Below are 23,501 nucleotides of genomic sequence, written 5' to 3'. Positions count from 1 at the left end.
AGGAGAATCTATGCAGGATTCGATAAAAAGATATATCAGGGATGTCCCGGATTTTCCGAAGCCCGGAATAATGTTCAAAGACATCACCCCTCTTCTTCAAAATCACAAGGTCTTTGACGGCACGATCCAGGCATTGGTGAAGAGATATTCGGGGGAGAGGATCGACTCTGTTGTCGGGATAGAATCTCGCGGTTTTCTGTTTGGCACCCCCCTGGCTCATCAGCTGCAGGCTGGCTTTGTGCCGGTGCGAAAGAAGGGGAGGCTCCCCTATAAGACGATAAATATATCCTATGACCTGGAATACGGTTCCGCCACGATAGAGATGCACACAGATGCGATAAAGAAGGGGGAGCGCGTCGTTATAATAGACGACCTACTGGCGACTGGGGGAACGGCAGGGGCGGCATGCGAGCTGGTAAGGCAGCAGGGGGGAGAGGTCGTCGAGTGCGCCTTTATAGTCGAACTGGCTTTTCTAAACGGACGCGACAAGATCCCCGGGGTGCCGATCCACTCGCTGGTGAGCTACAAGTAGTGGGCTACATCATATATAGATAATGAAGATCCCTTATAGATAATGAAGATCCCTTTCTATCCAAATATAGGCGATGGGACACACTGCTTTCAGGCTGCTCTCAAGATGGCGCTGGCAAAACTCCTTCCTGATCAAGAGTTTTCATATGAATATCTAGACAAAATCTCCGGCAAAGGGGAGGGACAGTGGACCTGGCCCACACAAGCGATGTTATGGATGATGGATTTAGGTTTAACTGTAAGATTAATAGAAGAATTTGATTATAGGGCATTCGTGAAATCCGGGTTGAAGTACCTCATAAGGAGATACGGTAAAGAGGTGGCCGCGGCCCAAGCCAATCACAGCGATATAGAGAAGGAACGTAAGATAGCTGCAAAATTTGTGGAGCTTGCCCCAATCGAATACAGGATTCCTGACTTTGAAGATATCGAGCGGATGATATCCGATGGCGGAATCGTCCTGGTGAATCTAAATTCAGCGGCCTTGCATGGCCTCCCCGGTTATTCCGGGCATTTCGTAGTCATATGCGATCTTACCTCGGAAAATGTGATATTGCATGATCCTGGCATCCCTCCATACCCTGAGCATCGCGTGAAAAGATCAGTTTTTGAGCGTGCATGGGGGTATCCAAGGGAGCGTGACAGGAACCTTATGTGCATCTCTCTCAAATAGGGCGCGGGTTTGCCGACGACTCTGATATCATTCAGAAAATTGCCGAGAGTTGTGAAATGGAGGCTTGACAGCTTCGGACACTATTGCTATTTTCCTCAATGAATTCCACCGATTACAAAGGGGCGGGGGATGAATAAGTCAGAGCTCATCGAGTTGATTTCAGAGAGGTCGAAGATCACCAAGAAGAAGGCTGAGGATGTTGTGAACCTGATATTCGATTCCATGACTCGGACCATGGCTCGCGGGGGCCGCATAGAAATTCGCGGCTTTGGAAGTTTTGTAGTCAAGGATTACAAGGCCTATACGGGGAGGAACCCAAGGACCGGCGAATCGATCCACGTCGAACCCAAGAGGCTTCCCTTTTTCAAAGTCGGCAAGGAATTGAAGGAGAGGGTGGATGCCATGAGGGCTCCGCTGCCAGTTGACCTCGGCGATGAGGAAGATATCGCCTGACGTAAAAAAACAAGAGACCTTTCGCGCTCATGCCAGATCATCCAACGGAGGATTTATGACCGATCTGCACGAGCGTATTTTTTTGTTCGCACTTCAAAAAGTTTTTTATTCCGCACCAGCGGTCGCGCGCGCCCTGATAGAGTCTGCCGGATCCGCAGAGGCACTTCTTAAAGGCGACCGGAGCGATTTTAGATCGCTGTTTGCCGGAATGGAGACTCTCTACAATCGTTTCTGCGTCATTCCGGAAGCGGAGGTGCTCCATCGCGAACTCGAATCATATTCAAAGAGAGGAATTTCTCTCATAACGATTGCCGATGATGAATATCCGAAACTCTTGGCGCAGATACCTGATCCTCCGCTTGCGCTTTGGGCTATCGGGGAAGATCTCTCGCTTCTGAATTCCGCTTCACTCGCCGTCGTCGGCGCGCGCAAATCCTTTCCCTACAGCCGCGAGCTGGCTTTCTCCATTTCCAGGGATGTCGCAGAAATGGGATATCCGATAATCAGCGGAATGGCCTATGGGATCGATGCGGCGGCACATCTCGGGGCGCTGGAATCCTCGGGAAAAACCATAGCTGTTTTCGGATGCGGAGTTGATTACATATACCCGTCTGAGCATGTCGGACTGATGAAAAGAATCGTCGATCGAGGGCTTGCGATTTCCGAGTTTCCTCTCGGAGTTCGGCCCATTCCTCCGAGGTTTCCACAGAGAAACAGGGTGATCAGCGGGCTCGCCCTCGCGGTGCTCGTCGTTCAGGCGGCGCGAGCCAGCGGAAGCCTGATCACCGCAAAATTCGCCCTCGAATTTGGAAGGGAGGTCATGTCGATTCCCGGGCGCGGCGGTGATCCGGGGGCTCAGGGGTGCAACGCCCTGATACGCGATGGTGCGGGTCTGGTGGAAAACGCCGAAGATGCTGTAAGAATTCTCGAATTCGAACACAGGAAATATCCGTTTTTGAAAAAATCTGGACATTTGGTCGGCGATATTTATAAGGGTTCACCTCTTTTAAAAAGTCTTCTGCCGAATTCTCCCTCGGGAGTTGATGATGTCATAAGGCGCAGCGGGATGGCTGCCTCCGATGTATTGAAGGAGCTCTCACTTTTGGTGATAGATGGGTTGGTGGAGGAACTTCCGGGCAAACTGTATCGTTTGAGGAGTGATAGATGAGCGGATCTCTGGTAATAGTCGAGTCTCCAGCGAAGGCCTCGACGCTTAAAAAATATCTAGGGAAAAATTTCAACGTGCTGGCCTCCGTCGGCCATGTGATCGACCTTCCTATGAGGGAGCTCGGCGTCGATGTGGAAAACGGCTTCGAACCAAACTACGTCATCATCCGCGGCAAATCCAAGATTCTTAAAAAAATCACCGATGCGGCTAAAAAGGCCGACGCGGTGTATCTGGCCCCCGATCCCGATCGTGAGGGGGAGGCGATAGCCTGGCACATCGCCGACAGGATAAGGAAGTCCTCGAAATCCAAAACTCCACCCATCTATCGCGTCAAGTTCAACGAGATAACAAAAGATGCGGTTAAAAACGCGATCGCCTCGCCGGGCGATCTGGATAAAAATCTATTCGACGCGCAGCAGGCGAGAAGGATCCTAGACAGGCTGGTCGGTTATCGAATAAGCCCGCTGCTTTGGGAAAAAGTCAGGCGTGGGCTTTCCGCCGGGAGGGTTCAGTCGGTAGCCGTCAGAATCGTATGTGAGCGCGAGCAGGAGATAGACGCTTTCAAAGCGAAGGAGTACTGGTCCATAGTGACGAGGCTTAAAGGCGGAGTTCCCCCTCCGTTCGAGGCTAAGCTTATAAAAATTTCAGGCAAGGACTTCGAAATAGCCGAGGAGTCCGAGGCGAAAAAATTGGTCAACGCCATCTCGAAAGAGAGCTTTCTTCTTTCGACGATAAAGAAGAGCGAACGAAGGAGAAGGCCGGCGCCGCCATTTATCACCTCGAAGCTCCAGCAGGAGGCCGCGAGAAAACTCGGCTTCACCGCGAAGAAGACGATGGCCATGGCGCAGATGCTCTATGAAGGAGTGGAGATAGGCAGCGAAGGTTCGGTCGGCCTGATCACCTACATGAGAACCGATTCGATCCGCGTCTCCGATGTCGCAATAGAAGCTGTGAGAAAATACATAGCTGACAAGTTCGGCAAGGATATGCTCCCGGCCGAACCGGTGATATACAAGAGCAAGCGAGGCGCGCAGGACGCCCATGAGGCAATCCGTCCGACGCTCATGACGATGCCGCCCGAACTTGTAAAGGAGCATCTCGATAGGGACGCCTACAGGCTTTACGATCTTATATGGAAGAGGTTTGTCGCCTCTCAGATGGAGCCCGCTGTATTCGACCAGACCTCATTTGATATCGAAGCCGGAAAGTATCTGCTCAGGGCAACCGGACAGGTGATGAAGTTCGCCGGTTTCATCTCGGTGTATATGGAGGGCGTGGACGATGAGGCGGAAAAGGGTGAGGAGGAAAATCCGACACTTCCGAATCTCTCTGAAGGGGAAAAGCTGGAGTTGTTGGGAATAGAGCCGCATCAGCATTTCACGCAGCCGCCTCCGCGTTTTACGGAAGCCTCTCTCGTCAAGGAGTTGGAGGAGAAGGGGATAGGCAGACCTTCTACATACGCCTCGATTCTTAGTACCATCCAGGAAAAGGGATATGTGAGGAAACTCGAAAAGAGGTTTCACCCATCTGAACTTGGCAAACTCGTCAACGAACTGCTGGTCGAAAATTTTCCGAAGGTTATCGATGTGGGATTCACCGCTCAGATGGAGGGAGAACTTGACGAGGTCGAAGAGGGGCGGCGCGACTGGAAAAAGGCGCTCGACAATTTTTACGCTCCCTTTGAATCTGCGCTTTCACTCGCCAGGAAAAACATGCGCAGCGTGAAAGGGCAGCAGGTCGAGACTGAAATCCTCTGCGATAAGTGCGGCAGCAAGATGGTCATCAAATGGGGAAGACATGGAGAGTTCCTCGCGTGTTCGAAATATCCCGAATGCCGCACGACCAAGGAGTTTTCACGCGAGGAAAATGGCGAGCTCAGGCTTCAGAAGGTAGAGCCGACCGGTGAGGTGTGCGATCTCTGCGGCAAGCCGATGCTTATGAAACGCGGGCGCTATGGTCAGTTCTTGGCCTGTTCGGAATATCCGAAATGCAAGAACACCAAGTCGATCAGCAGCGGTGTGAAATGCCCGAAGTGCGGGGAGGGCGATCTGGTCCAAAAGAGCACCAAGCGCAGCAAGATCTTCTACGGCTGTGACAAATATCCGAAATGCGATTATGCCACTTGGGACAAGCCTATTGCGAAGAGCTGCCCGGAGTGCGGCTCTAAGATTCTGGTTGAACGCACATCCAAAAAGACCGGCGAGGTCTTTATCCTATGCCCCCAAAAAGGGTGTCCTTATCGCAAAAAAATGGAGTAGTTGAGCCTCGATCTCAGAAAATTTAGAGCTGAACTATCTCTATGGACGATATCCCTTTGAAGTTTCCTCTGTGATATAGTTTGAACTGGAAGGCGAGGGTCTCCAGTATCTTTTTTCCCTCCACCGTGAAATCGGCGCTTTTTTCCAATTCCTCCCTGTTGAACTTCTCCCTCTTTCCCGGGACGGCCTGATAATGAATTCTGTATTTCCCGTAGCCGAGCTCTTCGACGAAATACCCGAGCGTGAATTCAACTCCGTACTGTCTCTTGTCATGTATGAATGGCGCGATCATCTTTTCGACGCGTATCTCTTTGGAATTTTCCATTGAAAAATTCAGGCGCGCGAAGGAGGCGAGTGGCGCATTTTCATCCGCTTTTTTAAGGGGGCTGACAGCGCCCGAGCTCTTTGACTCCGTGCGAGCTGGTGGAGGGGATTCCGCCGGAGGGGATTTTTTTATAGGTTCGTCCCCAAGAATTCCTCCTATGTAAAATTTTACAAATTGCAAGCACCTGTCCCTCGTTGGGAATGTGGAGCTGGTAAAGGGCAGGGTGAAGGGGGGCGCCTCCTTCGAGAAACATGGATAGGTATGTTCCACGCAGGATCTCATCGCCGCAGAGTTCGGATCGAACATCTCTTCGCATTGTGCTCCCGCATCGGCAGCCGCCTGCCTGTCGCTAAATTTCAGTTCTGAAGTTTCTTTCGCCGCATCTTTCTGCTTGGCGGGGGGTTTTTCTCTTGCGCGCTCTTTAGCTGCCGGCTCCGGCTTGGCCGGTTCTTTTCTGGCTACCGGAGGCATGGGTGCAACAGTTTTCGCCCTGAATTTTGCGTAGGAGATGCAGTTATCGAAGTTTGGCAGGGAGAGGGAGTTCTCCCCATCGAGCTCGAGGTTGTATGTGATAGCCCGTTCTTTTCTCTGGGCCAGACACTGCTCCGCCAGGGTTTCGCAGTATTCTCTCCTGTCGGGGGGGATAGAGCCGCACAGTTTTGAGGCTTGTTCTCTCGACATGGTTTCTCTCCGATCAGCGGGCTTATCGGCTATGTCCGAAAAAAGTTGTGAGATCTTTTCCACTGGATAGTCAAAGGGGCAATACGCACCCACCTGACCCCTTGCGTCATTTTATTGACGCAGCGACCTTTTTCTTCCTCTATTTTTTAAAGCAACTTTCTCCGAATAAAATCGATAAGGGAGCATCTTCAACGCGCTGGTTTTTACAGGCGCAGAAAAAGGAGCTGGTTCAATGTCCCTCACCTTTTATTCCGCTTTAGCACCCACAGCCGCATCCTGGAGGATAGGATCTTTTCAACAGCTTCCATCGGTTCCGCTCCCTATCATCGCGGGACCCGCGTCCTCCGTTGCGATAAGCGGCATCGGCATCGGGGAAAGCGATATCCTCGAACGCGCCGCTCATGGGATCGAAGCCATGCGGAAGATGGCTTCAGGGGAGTCGCGGCAGGATAAGATACCCGTTATCTTCAGTTCCCCGGACAGCCAAGTTGAAATTCATTTGGGCAATCCCTTCAGATTGACGACGCAACTTTCTGAACGATCGGCCTTCAGGTTCAGCGGGGATGTGAGTATCTATCTTTCGGAGATAATGACGACGCCCTTGCTGAAGTATCAGCTGGATCTTCGAGTCGGAGCCGCGAGGGTATTTCGTACGGGGAAGGTAGGAAGCAACAGGGCTATGCAGAACGTCCTGTATATGTCGGCACATTTTTGCGACCTCAAGCACTTCGGCCTTTTGCGGGGTTCCATATATCCCGAGCTCGGAGTCTCCCGCGAGGAGTTCGAGGAAATGGGCGTCGGGGGTTTTATAGAAAGCTATCTGCAGTACGCGAGTCGCGTGCACGGATGGGATGGGAGAAAGGCGCTGGAGGAGGCTGGGATAACGCGCAGCGGTTTTATTGCGCTCCCTCCATGGCAGGAAAATCCCAATCTGGCATTTTTGTGGAATACGATGGATGCGATTGCCAGAGATTTGGAGAAGGAGCTTGAGAGAAGGGGGCGCCAGCTATGAGAGCGAGGAAGAACCTATACAACATCTGTGCAGCGACCTTGCTTGCGTTGCTTATCCTCTCCGGAGCGTTTGTTGCCGACGCCCTCGGGCAGCAGGGGTGTCCCGGCGATTTCGACTGCGACGGTATTCCCGACGCGATCGAGGACAAAAACGGAAATGGGAAATGGGATGCAAGCGAGGGGGAGACGGATTTTCAGAATTCGGATACCGATGGGGACTGCCTTCCGGATGGCCTCGAGATGGGGCTGACCGAGGCCGAGGCGCGGGCCTTGGTCGAGGGGATGAAGATTCGCCCCGTCCACAAATTTTCCGAACGATGCCTGAAAATTTTGCAGGACAAGAAGATCACTGTTCTTGCCAACGCTATTGCGGCGGACCCGAACGCCCCGCAGGGGTTGTCTAATATATCCATACTGTTTGACCTCGACCCATCTAGCACCACGGATCCGACCTCAGAGGATAGCGACAACGACGGCGTTATCGATGGGATGGAGGATTTTAATTTCAACGGCAGAAGGGATTTTGAAGGGGACTTTCCTCCCGAAGAAGGTGCGATAGTAAGCTGGCTGGAGACCGATCCCAACGATTCGGATAGCGATGGCGACGGACTTCTCGACGGCGAGGAGGGGGATCGCGACGGCGACGGCGAGATCGGATTCGACGAGAGCGACCCACTGCGCTTCGACAGCGACGGAGATGGAGTTAGCGACAGCGAAGAGCGCCGGATTGGCACCCTTCCGAATAAATGCGACACCGACGGAGATGGCCTCTCGGATGGAATCGAGCTGGGGAAAATCCAGCCGATACCTTACAAGGGGTGCCATGGCCTTCAGGCGGTGGGCACGAATTTTAAAAGGCCAAGCGTGCTCGACCCGCTGAACCCGGATTCCGATGGCGATGGAAGGCTGGATGGTGAAGAGGATGCCAACGCCAATGGCTGGTTGGATGCCGAAGAGAGCGATCCGACCGTCGCAGATACCGATGGCGATGGACTTGAGGATGGACTTGAGGATCTCGGAGATTTCGACGGCGACGGTGTGCCGGACTTCGATTACACGAAGGTGGTAGGTGAGGGGGAATGTCTGACCCCCGCTTCCATCCATGACATCGATTGCGATGGCATTCCTAACAGCCGCGACGAGGATTCCGACGGGGATGGCTGCCCTGACAGCATGGAAGGGGGGGTATGGGTTGATGCCAATAACAACGGCATACCGGATGTATATGATCCCCAGGCCAAGGTTTGCCCTGATCCATCCGCCGGTGGAGGAGGGGGTGGTGGAGGTAAGGCCCCCGATTCTTCGGAGGTCGGGAGCAGGGCTTCAGAGGAATCAAAATATTTCTTCTCCGATGCGGGGGGTTCCTGCGCGCTGCTTTTGCTCTATCTCCCTGATAATGAGATTGCCAAAATTTATGTAATGGCCATGATTTTCATCTTGGCAGTTTCATCGGTGATCGCCTTGAAAAGGCGTCTTTCGCAGCGCTGAACGATCTTTCAGCAATCTTCTGTAATCCATAAAAAACCCGCAAATCCCCAATAAATCTGTGTTTATCGGCAGGGCTCTTTATGCGACAAAGTTGTTGCTTTTAGCATTTCCTCCTGTAAAATCGCCCTAACCTTGGGGGAGGGACGATTATGAAGCAATTTATAAAGAAATTCGAGAGTTACCTGCTCAATGAGAAGGGTTCTTCGCTGCACACGCATAAGAACTACATGGTCGATCTCACGCAGTTTTTCACTTTTCTATCAACGAAGTATCCGGACATAATGTCCAAAGAGCCATCCTTTCTTTCCAATGTCGATCCAAACACGGTGAGGGAATACCTCGGAAAGATGATCAAGGATCGCTCTCCTTCCTCAATGGCTAGAAAGCTGGCCTCTCTGAGGACATTTTTTCAGTTTTGTTTGCGAAAAGGGGTCGTCCCTTCAAATCCGGCGAAAGAGGTAGCCACCCCGAAGGTCCCGAAGAGAATTCCGAGATTTTTGACGGTGGACGAGGTCTTCTCGCTTATCGATGCACCATCCGGTAACGAGGCCCTCGGTTCCAGGGACAAGGCGATCATAGAGCTGCTTTATGCTTCCGGCCTGCGCGTCGGCGAGCTCGTCGATCTGGACGTAGACTCTATCGATCTTGCAGCCAAGACAGTTCGTGTTATGGGGAAGGGGCGCAAGGAGAGAATAGTTCCGATGGGTGAAAAGGCATGCAGTGCCATCGCTTCATACCTGAATTACAGAGCGGCGCTTTGCCCCGAGAGCGCCGAGGAAAACGCGCTTTTTGTGAACAGGCGGGGTGGAAGGCTTACCGCGCGTTCGGTTGAGAGGATGCTCAACAAATACATCAAGGTCTGCGGTCTGCAGAAAAAGGTGACGCCCCACGTTTTGAGGCACACCTTCGCCACGCACCTGCTTGGTTCCGGTGCCGACATGCGCGGCATTCAGGAGCTCCTCGGTCATGCGAGCCTCTCTACGACGCAGAAATATACGCATGTGAGCCTCGAAGGGCTCATGAAGACGTACGACAAGGCGCATCCGAAGGCATAATGCCGGTTTAAACTCTCCTTTCGCTTATTTCATTGACGCTGCGGTCGGATGTTAATATCTGAAGCCGCTGTCGTCTTTTACCCAAAATAATTTTAAGGAACCTCTGAAAAGCTGCATACAGGGTTCCTCGAAAAGGAACTGTATTAATGATGCCGCCGCCCGGGAAAATTTTTGAGCCTGGGACGAACTTCATTCATTCGACTCGCTCTCGTTTACTCATGACGGTGAGCTTGTCGAACCGCCGTGAAGATTCACAAATTTTCCCAGGCAGGCGGTGACGCCAAGTAGTTTTTAGAGGCACCTTTCGAAAAATTCGGCAGAAAACTGCCTAATGATGCAGGGGATGACAAATTCGCTAATTTCTTAGAGGTTCCTAAAACGGAGGGGCGATGTTCAAGTCCACGACGATTCTTTGCGTAAGAAGAGACGGCATGGTCGCGCTGGCCGGCGATGGGCAGGTCAGCTTCGGCAATACCATAATGAAAAGCGGGGCCAGAAAGATTCGGACGATGAGGGATGGGACGGTCCTCGCAGGATTTGCAGGCTCGAGCGCGGATGCCTTCACGCTATTCGAGCGCTTCGAGGGAAAGCTGGAGGAATTTCGTGGCAACCTCACCCGCGCCGCGGTTGAGCTCGCCAAGGACTGGCGAACCGACAGAATCCTGCGCAAACTTGAGGCTATGATGATCGTGGCCGATCGCGAAAAAACCTTTACCATCTCGGGCACGGGGGATCTCCTCGAGCCTGATGACGATGTCACCGCGATAGGATCAGGCGGTCCGTACGCGCTGGCCGCGGCAAGGGCGATGCTCAGACATTCATCTCTCGACGCTTTGCAGATCGTCGCTGAGGCGATGAAGATAGCGTCCGAGATATGTATCTATACGAACGAAAACATTCAAAGCGAAGTTTTGAAATGAGGAGCTGTTGACTGACATGGAAGAAAAAAATTTTACGCCAAGGGAAATAGTTTCAGAGCTCGACAGATACATCATCGGCCAGGACAAGGCGAAGAGATCGGTCGCCATAGCTCTCAGGAACAGGTGGCGCCGCAGGCAGGTGGAAGGTGATCTGCGCGACGAGATAGTTCCAAAAAATATCATCATGATAGGCCCCACCGGAGTCGGGAAAACAGAAATCGCCAGAAGGCTCGCAAAACTCGCAGATGCTCCCTTCATAAAGGTAGAGGCCTCCAAGTTCACCGAAGTCGGCTACGTCGGCAAGGATGTCGAGTCGATGATCAGGGAGCTGGTCGAGGTTGCGGTAAAGATGGTGCGCGAGGAGGAGTCGCGCAAGGTCATGGTTCGCGCTCAGGAGATGGCGGAGGAAAAACTTTTGGATCTTCTCCTTCCGGGCTCCCTCGAGCCTGAGCATGATCTTCCGCAGAGCTTCGACGATGCCGCATCCGAAGTGGTGCCGGAGCCCTCCGCAGAGAGCGGGAGGCGCAGGGCCGATACGAGGGAGCGGCTGAGGAAGCTTCTTCGCGAAGGAAAACTCGACGATCGTATGGTCGAAATTCAGCCTGCAGTACGTCCGGCGATGCCATCGATAGAGGTGGTGGCCGCAGGAAGCATGGAGGAGATGCAGTCCAATCTGCGCGATATGTTCTCCGGTCTTTTTCAGGGTGGGAACAAGAAAAAGAAGATGCGCGTTCCGGAAGCGCTTGCGTATCTCTCCTCCGAGGAATCGCAGCGCCTCATCGATATGGAATCGGTGGTCAAGCTTGCGATCGAATGCACTGAACAAAACGGCATAGTTTTTTTGGACGAGATAGACAAGATCGCGCGTTCGGCGGGGGAGGGTCGAGGACATGGCCCCGACGTCTCTCGCGAGGGAGTGCAGCGCGACATACTCCCCATTATCGAGGGCTCGACCGTCAACACCAAGCACGGTCTGGTCAAGACGGATCACATACTCTTCATAGCCGCCGGAGCTTTTCACAGCGCAAAGCCGAGCGATTTGATTCCGGAGCTGCAGGGCAGATTTCCGATAAGGGTCGAGCTCAACTCCCTTTCGAAAGGGGATTTCATCAGGATCCTGACCGAGCCAGAAAATTCGCTCATCAAACAGTACAGGGCGATGATGCAGACAGAGGGGGTATCGCTGGAGTTCGACTATTCGGCCATAGACGAGATATGTCAGGTTGCGGCTGACGTGAATTCTCAGATGGAGGATATCGGCGCCCGTAGGCTTCATACTATAATGGAAAAGCTCCTTGAAGGGCTTTCATTTGAAGCTCCGGAAAGAGGGGGACAGACGGTGAAAGTCGATCGTGGATATGTCGTGAAAAATCTTTCAGAGATCGTCAAGGATCGCGATCTCAGCAGGTACATACTCTAGTTTTGAAATCAGAAAGGATTTTCAATGCCGAATATCGTCGTCGTAGGAATGCAATGGGGCGATGAAGGAAAAGGTAAGATAATAGATCTTCTTACCCCCTCCGTGGATCTGGTCGTGCGGTTTCAGGGGGGTGCGAATGCTGGCCACACAGTCGTGGTCGATGGGAAGAAATCGGTCCTTCATCTCGTTCCATCCGGAATTCTACACGAGCGCTGTTCCTGCGTGATAGGAAACGGCGTGGCTCTCGATCCATCTTCGCTGATAAGCGAGATTGAAGGACTCGTCGCGGGCGGTTTTCTCTCCGATTCGGGGAGGCTCTCGATAAGCGAGCGTGCACATCTGGTGATGCCTTATCACAAGGTGATAGATGCCCTTCGCGAACAGGCTCTCGGTGGTGCCTCGATAGGGACCACAGGCCGTGGGATAGGTCCCTGTTATGAGGATAAGGCCGCGAGGCTTGGGCTTCGCGCCGGAGAGTTGGTTGACTTTGCATCATTCAGGGAGAGTCTGCGCGAGGTAATGCAGTTTAAAAATTCACAGATAGCGGAGCTCGGAGGCGAACCGTTAGATGTGGAAAAAATGGCGGCGGAGGCGAAGATTTGGTCGGATAGGCTTTCAAGTCATATCGTCGATACGGATTTTATCATTCATTCACATATCTCCTCCGGCAAAAACATTTTGTTTGAGGGGGCTCAGGGGGCGATGCTGGACGTAGATCATGGAACGTATCCCTTCGTGACATCCTCCAATACGGCGGCCGGAGCAGCCTGCACTGGATCCGGCATCGGACCCACCGCGATAGATGATGTGATGGGAATCGCGAAGGCCTATACTACGAGGGTGGGAAACGGCCCCTTCCCCACCGAGCTTGACGACGAGATCGGCGAATATATGCAGGAGAAGGGCGGAGAAGTCGGGGCGACGACCGGAAGGAAACGTCGATGCGGATGGTTCGACGCCGTAGTCGCGCGCCATGCGGCGAGAATCAACGGCGTGACCAAACTTACTATCACCAAACTCGATGTTCTTTCCGGCTTGAAGAAGCTTAAAGTATGTATTGGCTACAGGATAAACGGAAGAATTTTCGAGTTTCTTCCTTCGGTGGCATCGCGCTTCGACCGCATAGAGCCCGTTTACGAGGAACTCCCCGGCTGGGAGGAGGATATATCCGCCGCTAAAAAGATCTCTGATCTTCCCTCCTCCGCTGTCGCATATCTCAACAGAATGGAGGAGCTCATAGGCGCAGAAATTTCCGTCGTATCCGTAGGCGTGGAGAGATCATCTTCCATCGTGGTGAAGGACCCGTTTTCCGCCTAGTACCGCGGGCATGACAGGAATTTCGAGGTCGTTTTGCAACAGGAGATCGGCGTTGGATGCGATTTCCTTCGTCCTTCCGTCGAAAGTTATTTTGCCTTCGCGTAATATTATCGTTCTGTCGCAGAGCTCGAATGCCATCATCAAATCGTGAGTGGCCAGAAGGGTGGTCAGCGTGCTCGATCTAAGAAAATCGATCAGCCACCTTTTGCGCTTTGGATCCAGGGCGGATGCCGGTTCGTCGAGAGCCAGTATTTCCGGTTTCATCGACAGCACCGCGGCGATGCTGACCCTGCGGCGTTCCCCGAGACTCAAGTGGTGTGAAGGGCGCTTTGCAAGCCCCCTCATTCCGACCTCATCTAGAGAGGATATTACCAACTCGCTGAGTTCATTTTTGGGAATTGAAAAATGCATCGGGCCAAAGGCCACATCCTCCTCGACGGTAGGGCAGAATAGCTGGTCGTTCGGGTCCTGAAATATCAACCCCACCTTTTTGCGTATCTCCCGTATCGAGGAATCCTCTATCGTGACTCCGTCTATCGATATGCGTCCGCTGCCCCGAAGGGTTCCGTTCAGGTGCAGAAGGAGCGTGGATTTCCCTGCTCCGTTGGATCCGATCAGCGCTACTTTTTCACCTTTTTCGATCCGCAGGTTTATTCCGGAGAGCGCGCGACTTCCATCGGGATAGGAATAGTCGAGCCCCCGTATTTCTATATGAGCTGTCATAGTACGACTCCTGATCTGATCAATATCAGCATTGCGCTGTAGATGGTGGCCATCGCAATCTGGTTAGACGGCACCGGCGACGAGCTGTCGAAGGATTTTATCTCGCCGCAGTATCCGCGCGCGAGCATCGCGTTATGGATTCGCGCCGATCTCTCCATGCTGCGGATGAAAAATGTTCCGAGCATCCATGCCCGGCTGCGCCATGTCAGAATAATTCCTGGCGCTACATCTCTGCTTTTTCTGCCTGTGCTGAGCCTCTGGAATTCATCTATCAGTATGAATTCGAAGCTGTACATGAATGATATCAGGGCGGTGATTATCCGCGGAATTCCTATCCACCGCATCCCCTTTAGCGTTTCGTGAAATTTTGTCGTGGATGACAGGATTATCAGGGCTCCCACCGATGCAGCTGCTTTCATTATCAGAAAGATCAGCCTTGCCAGAATCTCCGCGCGATTTTCAGAGTCCGCTATGATCAGCGAAATAGAGGCTATTAGAACGAAGGGGAGGACCATCGATATTTTTTTTACGATCTGTAGCGGAGGAAGTTTTGCGAATGTGGAAATCGCCATCAGTATCAGGATTGTAGCGGCGAGCGCTCCGAAACGCGGGAAGGGGGTGCTTGCGGTGCAGAAGATCGTAACGAGGGCGGCCATGAGTTTCACACGCGGATCCCATCCGTGCAGCGGGCCGTCGCTGTAGCTGAGAGCGTCAAGGAAACTGTGGTGCATGCCTCTTCCTTCCTTCGGTGGCGGTCCTGCTAGCACGGCGCTGGACTCGAGTCAAAAAATTGTCTATCTCCTTGGGATGGAGGGGGTTTTATGAATACGCCGGAACATGCGGCCGCCATACTCAGGGCCTTTCAGATCGAACCTAAGCCGATGGACAGGATAGCGGCGGAATATTTCCTGCGGCACAAATCGCTCGGAAGCCGCGCCAGGAGGGAGATCTCCGAAGCGGTCTTCGGGGTGACCCGCTGGCAGATGAGGCTCGATGCCTGGCTGTCGATGGCGGGTGTCGTCAAGCCTTCGATTCTCGACAGGGTCATCTGTTACCTCTTTTGGCAGGGGGCTTCTACGGAGCTTCCTCATCATCTCGCTTTTCTGAAAAAGGTCGATTTTAGCGCCCCTTTCGAGAGGTCATTTCCCGGCGGCCTCCAGTCCTATCTCTCAATGCCGCAGATCTTCTATTCGAGAATCGTCGCGATGTATCCTTCGAGGAGTTTCGATGCGTGCGAGATGATGAACCGCCCTATCCCCCCGTCGCTTCGCGCGAACCTCCTCAAGGGGAAAAGGGAGGATGCAATTTCAAGGCTGCGGACCGACGGAATCGATGCGCTGCCGACGGGGCATTCCCCCTTCGGAATAAGAATTCCGCAGCGCGTGAATCTGCGCGAATCTTCCGCATACAGGGAGGGGTTGGTGGAGGTTCAGGACGAGGGGAGCCAGCTCGCCACCCTCGTCGCAGCGGGGGCGGGGGGCAGGAACATTCTGGACCTTTGTGCAGGCGCAGGGGGAAAATCCCTCATGCTTGCGATGTTGGCAGGGGGATCGGCTCGAATAGTCGCATCGGATCCCGATTCGGGAAAGCTCTCCGAATTGAAAAAGAGGGCGAGGCGCGCTGGTGCCGCGATAGATGTGATAGGTTCTAAGGAACTTTCGAAGAGGGGAGATCTTCGCGGCAAATTCGACCTCATCCTCGTCGATGCCCCTTGTACGGGGAGCGGAACGATCAGAAGGAATCCGGATGTGAGGTGGCGCGTCACCGATTCCACGATAGCGCGGAGCGTATCGCTGCAGAGAGATATCCTGAAATCCGCGGTAGCGTGGCTCGCTCCCGGCGGAAGGTTCGTATATCTTACCTGCAGCATATTCCCCGAGGAGAACGAGGAGCAGGCGCTCTGGATTTTAAAAAATCTCCCCCTTTCTCCGGGGCCGATTTCAGAAATAGGGGGAACTTTTCGAGGATATCTTGAAGAGTTTATAACGCCGGAAGGTTTTTTGAGGATCGATCCATCGCGAGGGGATTGGGATGGCTTTTTCGTAGCTTCCTTCTACCTCTCAGGGGAAAATTTCGTATAAAAAGGTTGCCTGTTAACGAGAATTATATTAATAATATCATCTAAAGGACAGGAGGAATGCCTCAAATAATTAAAGTAAATCTTTAACTAAGTGACGGAGGCAGTGCAATGGTCAGGAAGGATATACTCACGACATTCGAGGCAGCATCCCTTTGCAGCGTGAGTTACAACACGATCAAAAACTGGATCAAGCGGAATATGCTCTCCGCATACAGGACCGCCGGCGGACACCTCCGTATCAAGTCTTCCGACCTCGAAAGTTTTTCGAGGGAGTACGGAATCCCGATTGCGGATAAGGATGGGGGGAACAAACGGAGGGTTCTCATCCTCGACAACGGCAATTTTACCCGCCTTTTCAGCGATTCGCTGAACCGCTATTCCGACAAGATCGATCTGTATTCCACCAAGGATCCATTCGAGGCGGGCTCCCTCGTGGAATCGAGAAAGCCCGATATCTTCATAATCAACAGCCAGCTTCCCGGCGTCGATGCTGCGAGGATCTGCTCGCATGTAAAAAAGCGCAGCGCCTTAAAGCATGCGAAGATAGGCGTTATCGGCATCAGATCCGCCCCGGATTCCCTTTCGGATGTCGGCGCTTCTTGCGCCGCCGACTTTTTTTTCAAGGAGCCGATCGACAAGGTTGAGATCTACGAGTCGATAGAGCCTATGATATTGCCCAAAAAGGGTGTTCGTTCCCATCGAAATAAAAGGGATGCCTGAGCCGAAATATCTGGTCTTTCCTTTTTGGATTCATATATAAAATCCCTGCAACTAAAACGGGTGATATATGAGGCTTGCTCCATTCATTCAAAACGCAGTCATAATCGCGGAGACCGATGCGCCGACCCGTGACGTCGCTTTGAGGATGATGCTGCGAAAACTTCGCGCGTCGATTCCGGATCTCGAGGTCGAGTCGGTGCTGAAAGATATCCTGATCCGCGAACAGGAGAGTTCGACCGGGATAGGCAAGGGGATTGCCATCCCTCACGCTACGGTCTCTGAAGGGCTCGACTCCACGGTCATGGCTGTAGCTACCCTTAAAGAGCCGATCGATTTCAACTCGGTGGACCGCAAAAAAGTTTCTCTGATAGTGATGATACTCAGTCCGGAGGGAATGGCGGATGGACACCTTCGCATGCTTGCCAGGGTGGCGAGGATATGTTCGCGCGACGCGATTCTCGCGGAGATAATGGAGGCGAAGGATGAGGATGCGCTGAGAGAGGCTTTCTTGGCGGCGGATGAAAAATGCGTGGGATGAACGCTCTGGAGGAACATTGGAACTCATAGTCTTGGTGATAAAACAGGCGAAGTTTCTCGACGAAATCCTCACCGGTTTTGTCGATATCGGAATCAGGGGGGCCACCGTCGTCGGAGGTCGAGGGATGGGGCAGGTGCTCTCATCCGACGTCCCGATTTTCGCCAGTCTGAAGGATATGCTTCCCGGCCTCGAGTTCGATACTCACATGGTATTTTCCGTGGCCGACAGGGAACAGGTCGAAAAGGCGATGGCGCTCGTGAAAGAGGTTTGCGGCGATTGCGATGAGGACGGAATAGGCGTCCTCTTCACCCTCCCGGTCGGCAGATTCATGCCGATCAAGGGGTAGGCCGCTTCGCAGTTTCCCCCTCTGACAAGACAAATAAAAAATCCCCCATCCTTTCGGGATGGGGGATTTTCGCATTCAGTTGCGAGTTGACATCTTTTCAGCAGCGCTCCTCGGAGCAGGTGCATGTTGCGGTTGCGCGTTCGTGCATCTCTTGCCCTATCCATTTTTTGGCAAGCATCAGGGCCAGCGGAGATATGAGCGCTATCAGGCCGTAGATGAACCACATCGTCTCGGTGTTAAGCGCGAGCCCGAGCTCCGGCTTCGGACAATATTTCGCGAGAAACCATCCAGAATACAGGCCGGTGATCACCTTTGTCAAAAACCACGGGAACTGCGCCACCCCCATATAGACGCCGGTTTTTCCCTTCGGGGCGATCTGGGCTGCAAACTGCAAGAAGCGTGGTTGCCACATCGCTTCGCCCACGGTCATTAAGACTATATATGCGAGGAGCATCGCCGGATTTGGGCCGATGGCGAGGAAGAATGTAGGCAGCGCCATCACCAACGTTCCGACGATCATCATTCTATAGACATTTGCACGGCTTGTCATCACGGCGACCATCGGGCAGAGGAAGAAGATCAGGATCGGGTTTATGTTCGAGAAGAACTCGAAGTTGTTTCCGATCGTCGTTCCCGCGAAGGCGCGGTCGATGTAATACGGTATCGTCAGCCACTGGTGAGCGAAGAGCGTTTGCACCGGTATGAGTATGAAGATGAAGAATGTGAACTTGCTGTCGCGGAACGGGTGGTCGGGTCGTTTCCTGAGAAAATCCCAGATGGCCATCAGCGCGAAGGCCCCGGTCGGGACATACCAGAGGGGATTCTTCGTGGCCATGTAGATTGCGAAGGATGCGATCGCAGCCAGCGCCATGATCACCGTCAACATCTTCGGGATGGCGGCTTTCGCATCCCTTTCCTCCTTCGTCTCGCTTATCTGCGTGAGCGTGGATTTTTCCACCGTCCTCTTGGTGAGGATGAACATCACCACGACCAGCGTCACTATGGTCAGAGCGGTATATACCCAGAGAACTCCGGGTATTCCGTTCGGCGGGAAGGTCGTTTCGGAGCTGCGGCGGACAAGCGGCGATATCAGGCCCGCGAGAAATGCGCCGAGATTCATCAGGCCGTAGATCATGGCGTAACCGACCGCCGATGTCTTCTCGTTGGTGAACTGTTTTACGCCGGCGTACATCGTCGGCTGCAGCATCCCGTTTCCGATCACCATGATGAAGATCGCGATGAGGACTGTGTAGAAGGTGGGGGACATCAGTCCCGTGTCCATGTTGAGTGTGCTCGATAGCGAGAGGACGAGAAATCCGGCGGCGATCAGGAGTATTGAAATTGCCAGCGCCTTTCGGACGCCGATCCTGTCGCATACTCCGCCGAGGAAGAGCATTGCGAAGGTGAATCCGCCGGTCAGAAAACTGTAGATCCATCCGGCATGGAGGTCGGAGAGGGCTACGTTTTCCGAGAGGAATTTGCCGAGTATGGTGAGAAGGCCGAAATATGCAAGCCCCTGCACTATGACGTCGGCGAAGTTCAATCCCCACAACGCTCGCGGCGCTCGAATTACCCCGCCGAATGTCTCTTTGGTTTCCTGCCAGGTCTTTTTCAGGGCCTCGCTGAAGGTGGCCCTCTGCGGGATCTGCTCCCTCTCTTCGCTCATGTGACCTCCGTTGTCTTTATTTGCCATCGGGTTTTTTCCCCTATATCACTCCTTTCATCGAGCGCAAGGATGAAACTGGACTAGCGCTATAGAAATTGCTAGACCCCACCCCGAGACACGAACCGCTTGTCTCCCCGAGGTGAGGATATGAAGAAGATTGCCTTTATCGCGATGTTCTGGATAGTCGCTTTTATTTTGCCGTGCACCGGTCTGATGGCTGCCGATCCGATTCCGCCGGAACTTCGCGGCGCGGCGGACATGCGTTCTCAGATGGAGGATGCGATTCGGGCCGCCTCCGTCGCATCCTCCGCGATTACCGGCAAAAGGGTCCCGGATATTGCCCCTGCAAAGACCCCTGAAAAAGAGATGGAGCGCAGACGAAAGCTCATCAACGATGCCCGCGCCGATTTCGACAGCGGAGTTGCCAGTGCTAGGGCCCCGGTTGGGCATGAGGAAATGGAATCAGCCGACAGAAGATCGAGAGGGGTGGCGATCCGATGTCCGGCCTCCTCGGTGAGGAGCTGCGCGACGATGGATCTCGAAGCGAACGCTCTCCCAGAGGGGACACCCTTATTTTGGACGAGTCAATAATGGACAGGTTGCGCGGCGGACGCAGAGGCTCTGGTGAAGGAGGGCGAAGCATAAACGATGAGGATAACGAGAGGATCGAATTCGATCAGGAGACCATGGAGATGATGCAGCGCCCCCCCAAGGCGCTACCCATCAAGGGAAGAATCGTCATAGATGGAGGCGAAGGGGGAGTAAGCGCGCAGGATCGGGATCGTAAAAAGGTCAGCTACAGCGTCGAGGAGAGGTTCGTCGGCAATCTCATAGTGATAGAACCGGCCAAAGAACAACCCGGCAAGAAGCCCCCCTCGAAGAGGAAAAAATCCGGCGGCGAAGGATCGGCGACCGAATATCAGATCGATACGATATCGACGGGGGTGAGAGTTAAATCCCTGAGCGGCGATTTCTGCAGGGCGATAGTCGGTGGGCGCGGCGGAGCTGGTTTGAGGATCTTTAAACCTTAGCTACAAGGAGGGAGATATGTCGAGGTTCCTGAAGGAGTTCAAAGAATTTGCGATTATGGGAAACATGATCGATATGGCTGTCGGAATCATCATAGGTGCGGCCTTCGGGAAGATAGTTTCATCCCTCGTCGCCGATGTAATAATGCCGCCGCTCGGGCTTTTGATCGGGAGAGTGGATTTCAGCAACCTTTTCATTACGCTTTCCGGCGGTAGCTATGACACGCTGGCTCAGGCACAGGCTGCCGGGGCCTCGACCCTCAACTACGGCATCTTCATCAACAACGTGGTCAATTTTCTGATAATCGCATTTGCGATCTTCATCCTGATTTCGCAGATGAATATGTTGAGGCGCAAAGGGCCGCCGGAGTCGCCGGACACGAAAAAATGTCCGTACTGCATATCTTCGATATCGATCGACGCCTGCAGGTGCCCGAATTGCACATCCGAGCTTACGGAGCTTGTGTAAGTTTTTCGCGGAAGAGCGGCATGTGCGATCTGCGACACTGCAGGGGTCGGCAGCATTTCGGTTTACACCTCTCCTTTCTGAAGGGATAATGACCGCGCTATGAAGAAAAAACTGATGATGATTTTGGCAGCGCTCCTTCTCTTGCTGATCGCCGTGGCTTTGTACGGATCGCTGGCGGCAAGGAGGATGATCGAGGAGAGGCGGCATGATGTCGCTGGGCTCGCCCTCGACATCGGAGGTTATTCGCTGGGAATTTTTTCCGCGAGCCTCTCGCTCAAGGAAATCAAGATCTATCCCGCGGGGAAGGAAGAGCCTCAGTTTCTGCTCGCCAGCGCTGAAAAACTTTTCATAAGCGTCGCGCCTTTCGATCTCCTGCGCGGCAAACTGCGCGCCAAAAAGGTGGAGCTGAAAAAGCCGGAGATAAACTATGTGATCACCGGGAGGAAATCCGCGAACTGGGATGCCCTCGATCTTGGGGAGCGCGAGTCTCCGGCGAAGGGGGAGGGGAAAAAAGGAGATGAAGCAGCGGGGAAGGGGTGGGAGCTCGTTGTAGATGATGTTGAAATCGAGGATGGTCGCGTTTTATATCGCAACGATGTGAATGGTCAGAACCTGGAGCTTCGGGAGGTGGATATCTCCATCGAGGATATCAGGGCCGCGCGCAAGGAGGGGGAGCTGCCGACCGGGATAGAGATGGAGGGAAAGGTAGGGGGGACTGGCGGAAAACTATCGGTTGAGGGGATGGCTGATCTCCTCGGCGATTCCATATCGTTTGATGTGGCGGGCGGGCTCTCCAGCACCCCGATCACCGCCTTCTCATCTTTTTATGCCGGCTCCGTCCCATTTGAAATAGCGGCCGGCTCGATTGAGGTGAGCAGCAAGGGGAAGGCCGTGAAAAATCTTCTCACTTCATCTCATCATGCGACGATATACGGGCTTGAGGCGGGAGGGGGAGGGAAGGGGGAACTGATAAATCAGTTCCTGCGGTTGAATCGCGCTCCTATCGAGGTCGATACCGCCGTGAGCGGCGACCTCTCGACCGGAAAGTTTTCAGTCTCCGCCGAGCTTTCGAGAGGGATCGCCGATGAGATACTGCGCCGCGTCTCGGCATCTCTGCCCGAGAAGGCGCTTGAGCGGGTGAAAAAAATTGCGCCAATCAAGGAGGGGATAAGGAATATATTCAAAAGGTAACAATTGGGGACACAAGCCGTTTCTCTCCCCAATTTTCTTGCCAATGAGGGCGCCTTTACTTAGATATCGGTTATGACATCAATAATATATCTTCTGATCGGAATGGTTCTTGGCGCTGCCGCTGTCGCTGTTTTTTATCTCCTTCGCAAAAAGGAATATGAGGGAAGGATTCAGATAGCCAATCAGCGTGCGCAGGATGCCAAAGAGGGGCTCGATCGCGAGCGCGAAAATCTTTCGAATCTTGAACGGCTTTTCGAGGGGGTATCATCGAAGGTCCTCAAGGAGAGTCGCGACGAGTTCATCAAACAGGCCGAGCCGAAGCTCGGCGAGCAGGTGCGTCCTCTCAAAGATGCTCTGGAGCGTCTCGATCGCGCGATATCGGATATCGAGGGAAAACGCGAGGAGGCCTACGGAGGAATAAAGGGGATGCTAAAGAGCGTCGAGGCGGGGCAGGCGCGCCTATCCATCGAAACCAGCTCTCTTGCGACCGCGCTGAAAAATCCTGCGGCGCGCGGGCGCTGGGGTGAACTTACGTTGCGGCGCGTAGCGGAGCTGTCCGGCATGTCGGCTTACTGCGATTTCGACGAGCAGTTTTCCGTCGATGGGGGTGATGGCAAACTTCGTCCGGATATGGTAGTTCGCATGCCGGCGGGCAAGACGGTCGTGGTCGATGCCAAGGCCCCGATCGATTGCTATATGAAGGCGCTCGAGGCCTCCGACGAAAATTCGCGACAGGCACATCTTTTGGCGCACGCGCAGGCGGTGCGGGATCATATCAAGCGTCTTTCGCTGAAGTCCTACTGGGCGCAGTTTGAAAATTCTCCGGACTTCGTGGTCCTTTTCATCCCGGGGGAATCGTTTTTTTCAGCGGCGCTCGAGGCGGATCGCAAGCTGATCGAGGACGGCTGGGCCAGCAAGGTCCTGATTGCGACGCCTACATCGCTGATCGCGCTTTTGCGCGTCGTGGCCCTCGGATGGAATCAGGAGCGGCTCGCTGAGAATGCTCAGAAGATTTCCGAGGCGGGGAAGAGCCTCTACGAGAGGTTGCAAAATTTTGCGGAGCATTTTTCGAAGGTCGGGGGCAGCCTGGATCGCGCCGTCGAGAGCTTCAACAAGGCGGTAGGTTCTTGGGAGCACAAACTCGTCCCTGGCGCGCGGACGCTGAAGGAGCTTGGCGCGACGCGCGAGGCCGATGCCGAGGTCCCTTCTGTAGATCCTGTCGAACATAATTCCCGTTCGTTGCAGCAATAATCAACCTCGCCGAACCCCACCGTCAAACCCCACCGTCAAACGGAGCACAGACGTCACAATAAACACCGTCAGACGAACACCGTCAGACGGAGCAAAACACCGTCAGACGGAGCAGAATTGCGTTAGGCAACACCGTCAGACGGAGCATAACACCGTCAGACGGAGAAATAAACACCGTCAGACGGAGCC

General features: G+C 53.6%; 24 protein-coding genes. 20 read left to right on the top strand and 4 right to left on the bottom strand.

What is annotated here, in order from left to right; genetic code table 11:
- Positions 1-10: 10 nt before the first annotated feature.
- The 5 genes from GX659_05660 to topA all read left to right on the top strand — a co-directional run bounded on the left by GX659_05660 (position 11) and on the right by topA (position 5,083).
- Positions 11-532: an adenine phosphoribosyltransferase gene (locus GX659_05660; protein ID NLD28276.1), complete on the top strand. Its 522-nt coding sequence runs from the start codon at positions 11-13 to the stop codon at positions 530-532.
- Positions 533-574: 42 nt separating this feature from the next.
- Positions 575-1,204, top strand: a complete 630-nt coding sequence (locus tag GX659_05655; protein ID NLD28275.1) for a hypothetical protein — start codon at positions 575-577, stop codon at positions 1,202-1,204.
- Positions 1,205-1,333: 129 nt separating this feature from the next.
- Entirely contained in the window at positions 1,334-1,657 is a 324-nt protein-coding gene (locus GX659_05650) for an integration host factor subunit beta (protein ID NLD28274.1), read from the top strand.
- 55 nt (positions 1,658-1,712) lie between these two features.
- Complete coding sequence (gene dprA, locus GX659_05645; GenBank protein NLD28273.1) at positions 1,713-2,825, top strand: DNA-protecting protein DprA; 1,113 nt, start codon at positions 1,713-1,715, stop codon at positions 2,823-2,825.
- Entirely contained in the window at positions 2,822-5,083 is a 2,262-nt protein-coding gene (gene topA, locus GX659_05640; GenBank protein ID NLD28272.1) for a type I DNA topoisomerase, read from the top strand. Before dprA ends, topA begins: the two co-directional genes overlap by 4 nt.
- 22 nt (positions 5,084-5,105) lie before the next feature.
- On the opposite strand, the gene GX659_05635 is transcribed toward topA, so the two are convergent.
- The gene (locus GX659_05635; GenBank protein ID NLD28271.1) at positions 5,106-6,089 is read right to left on the bottom strand and encodes a hypothetical protein; all 984 of its coding nucleotides are present in this window, start codon (positions 6,087-6,089) and stop codon (positions 5,106-5,108) included.
- Positions 6,090-6,321: 232 nt separating this feature from the next.
- On the opposite strand from GX659_05635, the gene GX659_05630 reads away from it, so the two are divergent.
- From GX659_05630 to GX659_05605, 6 genes are all read left to right on the top strand, one after another.
- On the top strand, positions 6,322-7,101 hold the full coding sequence (locus GX659_05630; GenBank protein ID NLD28270.1) for a hypothetical protein: 780 nt from the start codon (positions 6,322-6,324) through the stop codon (positions 7,099-7,101).
- Complete coding sequence (locus GX659_05625) at positions 7,098-8,588, top strand: hypothetical protein (protein NLD28269.1); 1,491 nt, start codon at positions 7,098-7,100, stop codon at positions 8,586-8,588. Before GX659_05630 ends, GX659_05625 begins: the two co-directional genes overlap by 4 nt.
- A gap of 149 nt (positions 8,589-8,737) precedes the next feature.
- Complete coding sequence (gene xerC, locus GX659_05620; protein NLD28268.1) at positions 8,738-9,643, top strand: tyrosine recombinase XerC; 906 nt, start codon at positions 8,738-8,740, stop codon at positions 9,641-9,643.
- Positions 9,644-10,032: 389 nt separating this feature from the next.
- Positions 10,033-10,563: an ATP-dependent protease subunit HslV gene (hslV, locus tag GX659_05615; GenBank protein NLD28267.1), complete on the top strand. Its 531-nt coding sequence runs from the start codon at positions 10,033-10,035 to the stop codon at positions 10,561-10,563.
- Between the two features lie 16 nt (positions 10,564-10,579).
- A complete protein-coding gene (gene hslU / locus GX659_05610) occupies positions 10,580-11,983 on the top strand; it encodes an ATP-dependent protease ATPase subunit HslU (protein NLD28266.1) in 1,404 nt (467 codons plus the stop codon).
- 24 nt (positions 11,984-12,007) lie between these two features.
- Positions 12,008-13,300: an adenylosuccinate synthase gene (locus GX659_05605; GenBank protein NLD28265.1), complete on the top strand. Its 1,293-nt coding sequence runs from the start codon at positions 12,008-12,010 to the stop codon at positions 13,298-13,300.
- On the opposite strand, the gene GX659_05600 is transcribed toward GX659_05605, so the two are convergent.
- Together GX659_05600 and GX659_05595 are read right to left on the bottom strand one after the other, a co-directional pair.
- Positions 13,262-14,023 (bottom strand): ABC transporter ATP-binding protein, encoded by a 762-nt coding sequence (locus GX659_05600; GenBank protein ID NLD28264.1) that lies wholly within the window; start codon positions 14,021-14,023, stop codon positions 13,262-13,264. The genes GX659_05605 and GX659_05600 overlap by 39 nt on opposite strands.
- On the bottom strand, positions 14,020-14,754 hold the full coding sequence (locus tag GX659_05595; protein ID NLD28263.1) for a hypothetical protein: 735 nt from the start codon (positions 14,752-14,754) through the stop codon (positions 14,020-14,022). The genes GX659_05600 and GX659_05595 overlap by 4 nt, the downstream gene beginning before the upstream one ends.
- 90 nt (positions 14,755-14,844) lie before the next feature.
- On the opposite strand from GX659_05595, the gene GX659_05590 reads away from it, so the two are divergent.
- The 4 genes from GX659_05590 to GX659_05575 all read left to right on the top strand — a co-directional run bounded on the left by GX659_05590 (position 14,845) and on the right by GX659_05575 (position 17,707).
- Complete coding sequence (locus GX659_05590; protein ID NLD28262.1) at positions 14,845-16,104, top strand: RsmB/NOP family class I SAM-dependent RNA methyltransferase; 1,260 nt, start codon at positions 14,845-14,847, stop codon at positions 16,102-16,104.
- A 107-nt stretch (positions 16,105-16,211) separates the two neighbouring features.
- Complete coding sequence (locus GX659_05585; GenBank protein ID NLD28261.1) at positions 16,212-16,823, top strand: excisionase family DNA-binding protein; 612 nt, start codon at positions 16,212-16,214, stop codon at positions 16,821-16,823.
- 67 nt (positions 16,824-16,890) lie between these two features.
- Positions 16,891-17,361 (top strand): PTS sugar transporter subunit IIA, encoded by a 471-nt coding sequence (locus GX659_05580; GenBank protein NLD28260.1) that lies wholly within the window; start codon positions 16,891-16,893, stop codon positions 17,359-17,361.
- On the top strand, positions 17,342-17,707 hold the full coding sequence (locus GX659_05575) for a hypothetical protein (protein ID NLD28259.1): 366 nt from the start codon (positions 17,342-17,344) through the stop codon (positions 17,705-17,707). Before GX659_05580 ends, GX659_05575 begins: the two co-directional genes overlap by 20 nt.
- 97 nt (positions 17,708-17,804) lie before the next feature.
- Here GX659_05575 and GX659_05570 read toward each other — a convergent pair whose 3' ends face one another.
- A complete protein-coding gene (locus GX659_05570; protein NLD28258.1) occupies positions 17,805-19,400 on the bottom strand; it encodes a peptide MFS transporter in 1,596 nt (531 codons plus the stop codon).
- A gap of 120 nt (positions 19,401-19,520) precedes the next feature.
- Here GX659_05570 and GX659_05565 point away from each other — a divergent pair, with 120 nt between their 5' ends.
- From GX659_05565 to rmuC, 5 genes are all read left to right on the top strand, one after another.
- Positions 19,521-19,964, top strand: a complete 444-nt coding sequence (locus GX659_05565) for a hypothetical protein (GenBank protein NLD28257.1) — start codon at positions 19,521-19,523, stop codon at positions 19,962-19,964.
- The gene (locus tag GX659_05560) at positions 19,949-20,404 is read left to right on the top strand and encodes a hypothetical protein (protein NLD28256.1); all 456 of its coding nucleotides are present in this window, start codon (positions 19,949-19,951) and stop codon (positions 20,402-20,404) included. Before GX659_05565 ends, GX659_05560 begins: the two co-directional genes overlap by 16 nt.
- Before the next feature lie 16 nt (positions 20,405-20,420).
- Positions 20,421-20,870 (top strand): large-conductance mechanosensitive channel protein MscL, encoded by a 450-nt coding sequence (gene mscL, locus GX659_05555; protein ID NLD28255.1) that lies wholly within the window; start codon positions 20,421-20,423, stop codon positions 20,868-20,870.
- A 99-nt stretch (positions 20,871-20,969) separates the two neighbouring features.
- Entirely contained in the window at positions 20,970-22,061 is a 1,092-nt protein-coding gene (locus GX659_05550) for an AsmA family protein (protein NLD28254.1), read from the top strand.
- 72 nt (positions 22,062-22,133) lie between these two features.
- On the top strand, positions 22,134-23,312 hold the full coding sequence (gene rmuC / locus GX659_05545) for a DNA recombination protein RmuC (GenBank protein NLD28253.1): 1,179 nt from the start codon (positions 22,134-22,136) through the stop codon (positions 23,310-23,312).
- The last annotated feature ends 189 nt before the right edge of the window (positions 23,313-23,501 follow it).

This window comes from Myxococcales bacterium (assembly GCA_012513515.1).
Taxonomy (GTDB): domain Bacteria; phylum UBA10199; class UBA10199; order 2-02-FULL-44-16; family JAAZCA01; genus JAAZCA01.
This window is presented reverse-complemented; position numbering and strand designations above follow the sequence as displayed.

Excerpts from the sequence above, each read along its gene's own strand:
- GX659_05660 (NLD28276.1), top strand. The coding sequence starts at position 11 with ATGCAGGATTCGATAAAAAGATATATCAGGGATGTCCCGGATTTTCCG.
- GX659_05655 (NLD28275.1), top strand. The coding sequence starts at position 575 with ATGAAGATCCCTTTCTATCCAAATATAGGCGATGGGACACACTGCTTT.
- GX659_05650 (NLD28274.1), top strand. The coding sequence starts at position 1,334 with ATGAATAAGTCAGAGCTCATCGAGTTGATTTCAGAGAGGTCGAAGATC.
- dprA (NLD28273.1), top strand. The coding sequence starts at position 1,713 with ATGACCGATCTGCACGAGCGTATTTTTTTGTTCGCACTTCAAAAAGTT.
- topA (NLD28272.1), top strand. The coding sequence starts at position 2,822 with ATGAGCGGATCTCTGGTAATAGTCGAGTCTCCAGCGAAGGCCTCGACG.
- GX659_05635 (NLD28271.1), bottom strand. The coding sequence starts at position 6,089 with ATGTCGAGAGAACAAGCCTCAAAACTGTGCGGCTCTATCCCCCCCGAC.
- GX659_05630 (NLD28270.1), top strand. The coding sequence starts at position 6,322 with ATGTCCCTCACCTTTTATTCCGCTTTAGCACCCACAGCCGCATCCTGG.
- GX659_05625 (NLD28269.1), top strand. The coding sequence starts at position 7,098 with ATGAGAGCGAGGAAGAACCTATACAACATCTGTGCAGCGACCTTGCTT.
- xerC (NLD28268.1), top strand. The coding sequence starts at position 8,738 with ATGAAGCAATTTATAAAGAAATTCGAGAGTTACCTGCTCAATGAGAAG.
- hslV (NLD28267.1), top strand. The coding sequence starts at position 10,033 with ATGTTCAAGTCCACGACGATTCTTTGCGTAAGAAGAGACGGCATGGTC.
- hslU (NLD28266.1), top strand. The coding sequence starts at position 10,580 with ATGGAAGAAAAAAATTTTACGCCAAGGGAAATAGTTTCAGAGCTCGAC.
- GX659_05605 (NLD28265.1), top strand. The coding sequence starts at position 12,008 with ATGCCGAATATCGTCGTCGTAGGAATGCAATGGGGCGATGAAGGAAAA.
- GX659_05600 (NLD28264.1), bottom strand. The coding sequence starts at position 14,023 with ATGACAGCTCATATAGAAATACGGGGGCTCGACTATTCCTATCCCGAT.
- GX659_05595 (NLD28263.1), bottom strand. The coding sequence starts at position 14,754 with ATGCACCACAGTTTCCTTGACGCTCTCAGCTACAGCGACGGCCCGCTG.
- GX659_05590 (NLD28262.1), top strand. The coding sequence starts at position 14,845 with ATGAATACGCCGGAACATGCGGCCGCCATACTCAGGGCCTTTCAGATC.
- GX659_05585 (NLD28261.1), top strand. The coding sequence starts at position 16,212 with ATGGTCAGGAAGGATATACTCACGACATTCGAGGCAGCATCCCTTTGC.
- GX659_05580 (NLD28260.1), top strand. The coding sequence starts at position 16,891 with ATGAGGCTTGCTCCATTCATTCAAAACGCAGTCATAATCGCGGAGACC.
- GX659_05575 (NLD28259.1), top strand. The coding sequence starts at position 17,342 with ATGAAAAATGCGTGGGATGAACGCTCTGGAGGAACATTGGAACTCATA.
- GX659_05570 (NLD28258.1), bottom strand. The coding sequence starts at position 19,400 with ATGGCAAATAAAGACAACGGAGGTCACATGAGCGAAGAGAGGGAGCAG.
- GX659_05565 (NLD28257.1), top strand. The coding sequence starts at position 19,521 with ATGAAGAAGATTGCCTTTATCGCGATGTTCTGGATAGTCGCTTTTATT.
- mscL (NLD28255.1), top strand. The coding sequence starts at position 20,421 with ATGTCGAGGTTCCTGAAGGAGTTCAAAGAATTTGCGATTATGGGAAAC.
- GX659_05550 (NLD28254.1), top strand. The coding sequence starts at position 20,970 with ATGAAGAAAAAACTGATGATGATTTTGGCAGCGCTCCTTCTCTTGCTG.
- rmuC (NLD28253.1), top strand. The coding sequence starts at position 22,134 with ATGACATCAATAATATATCTTCTGATCGGAATGGTTCTTGGCGCTGCC.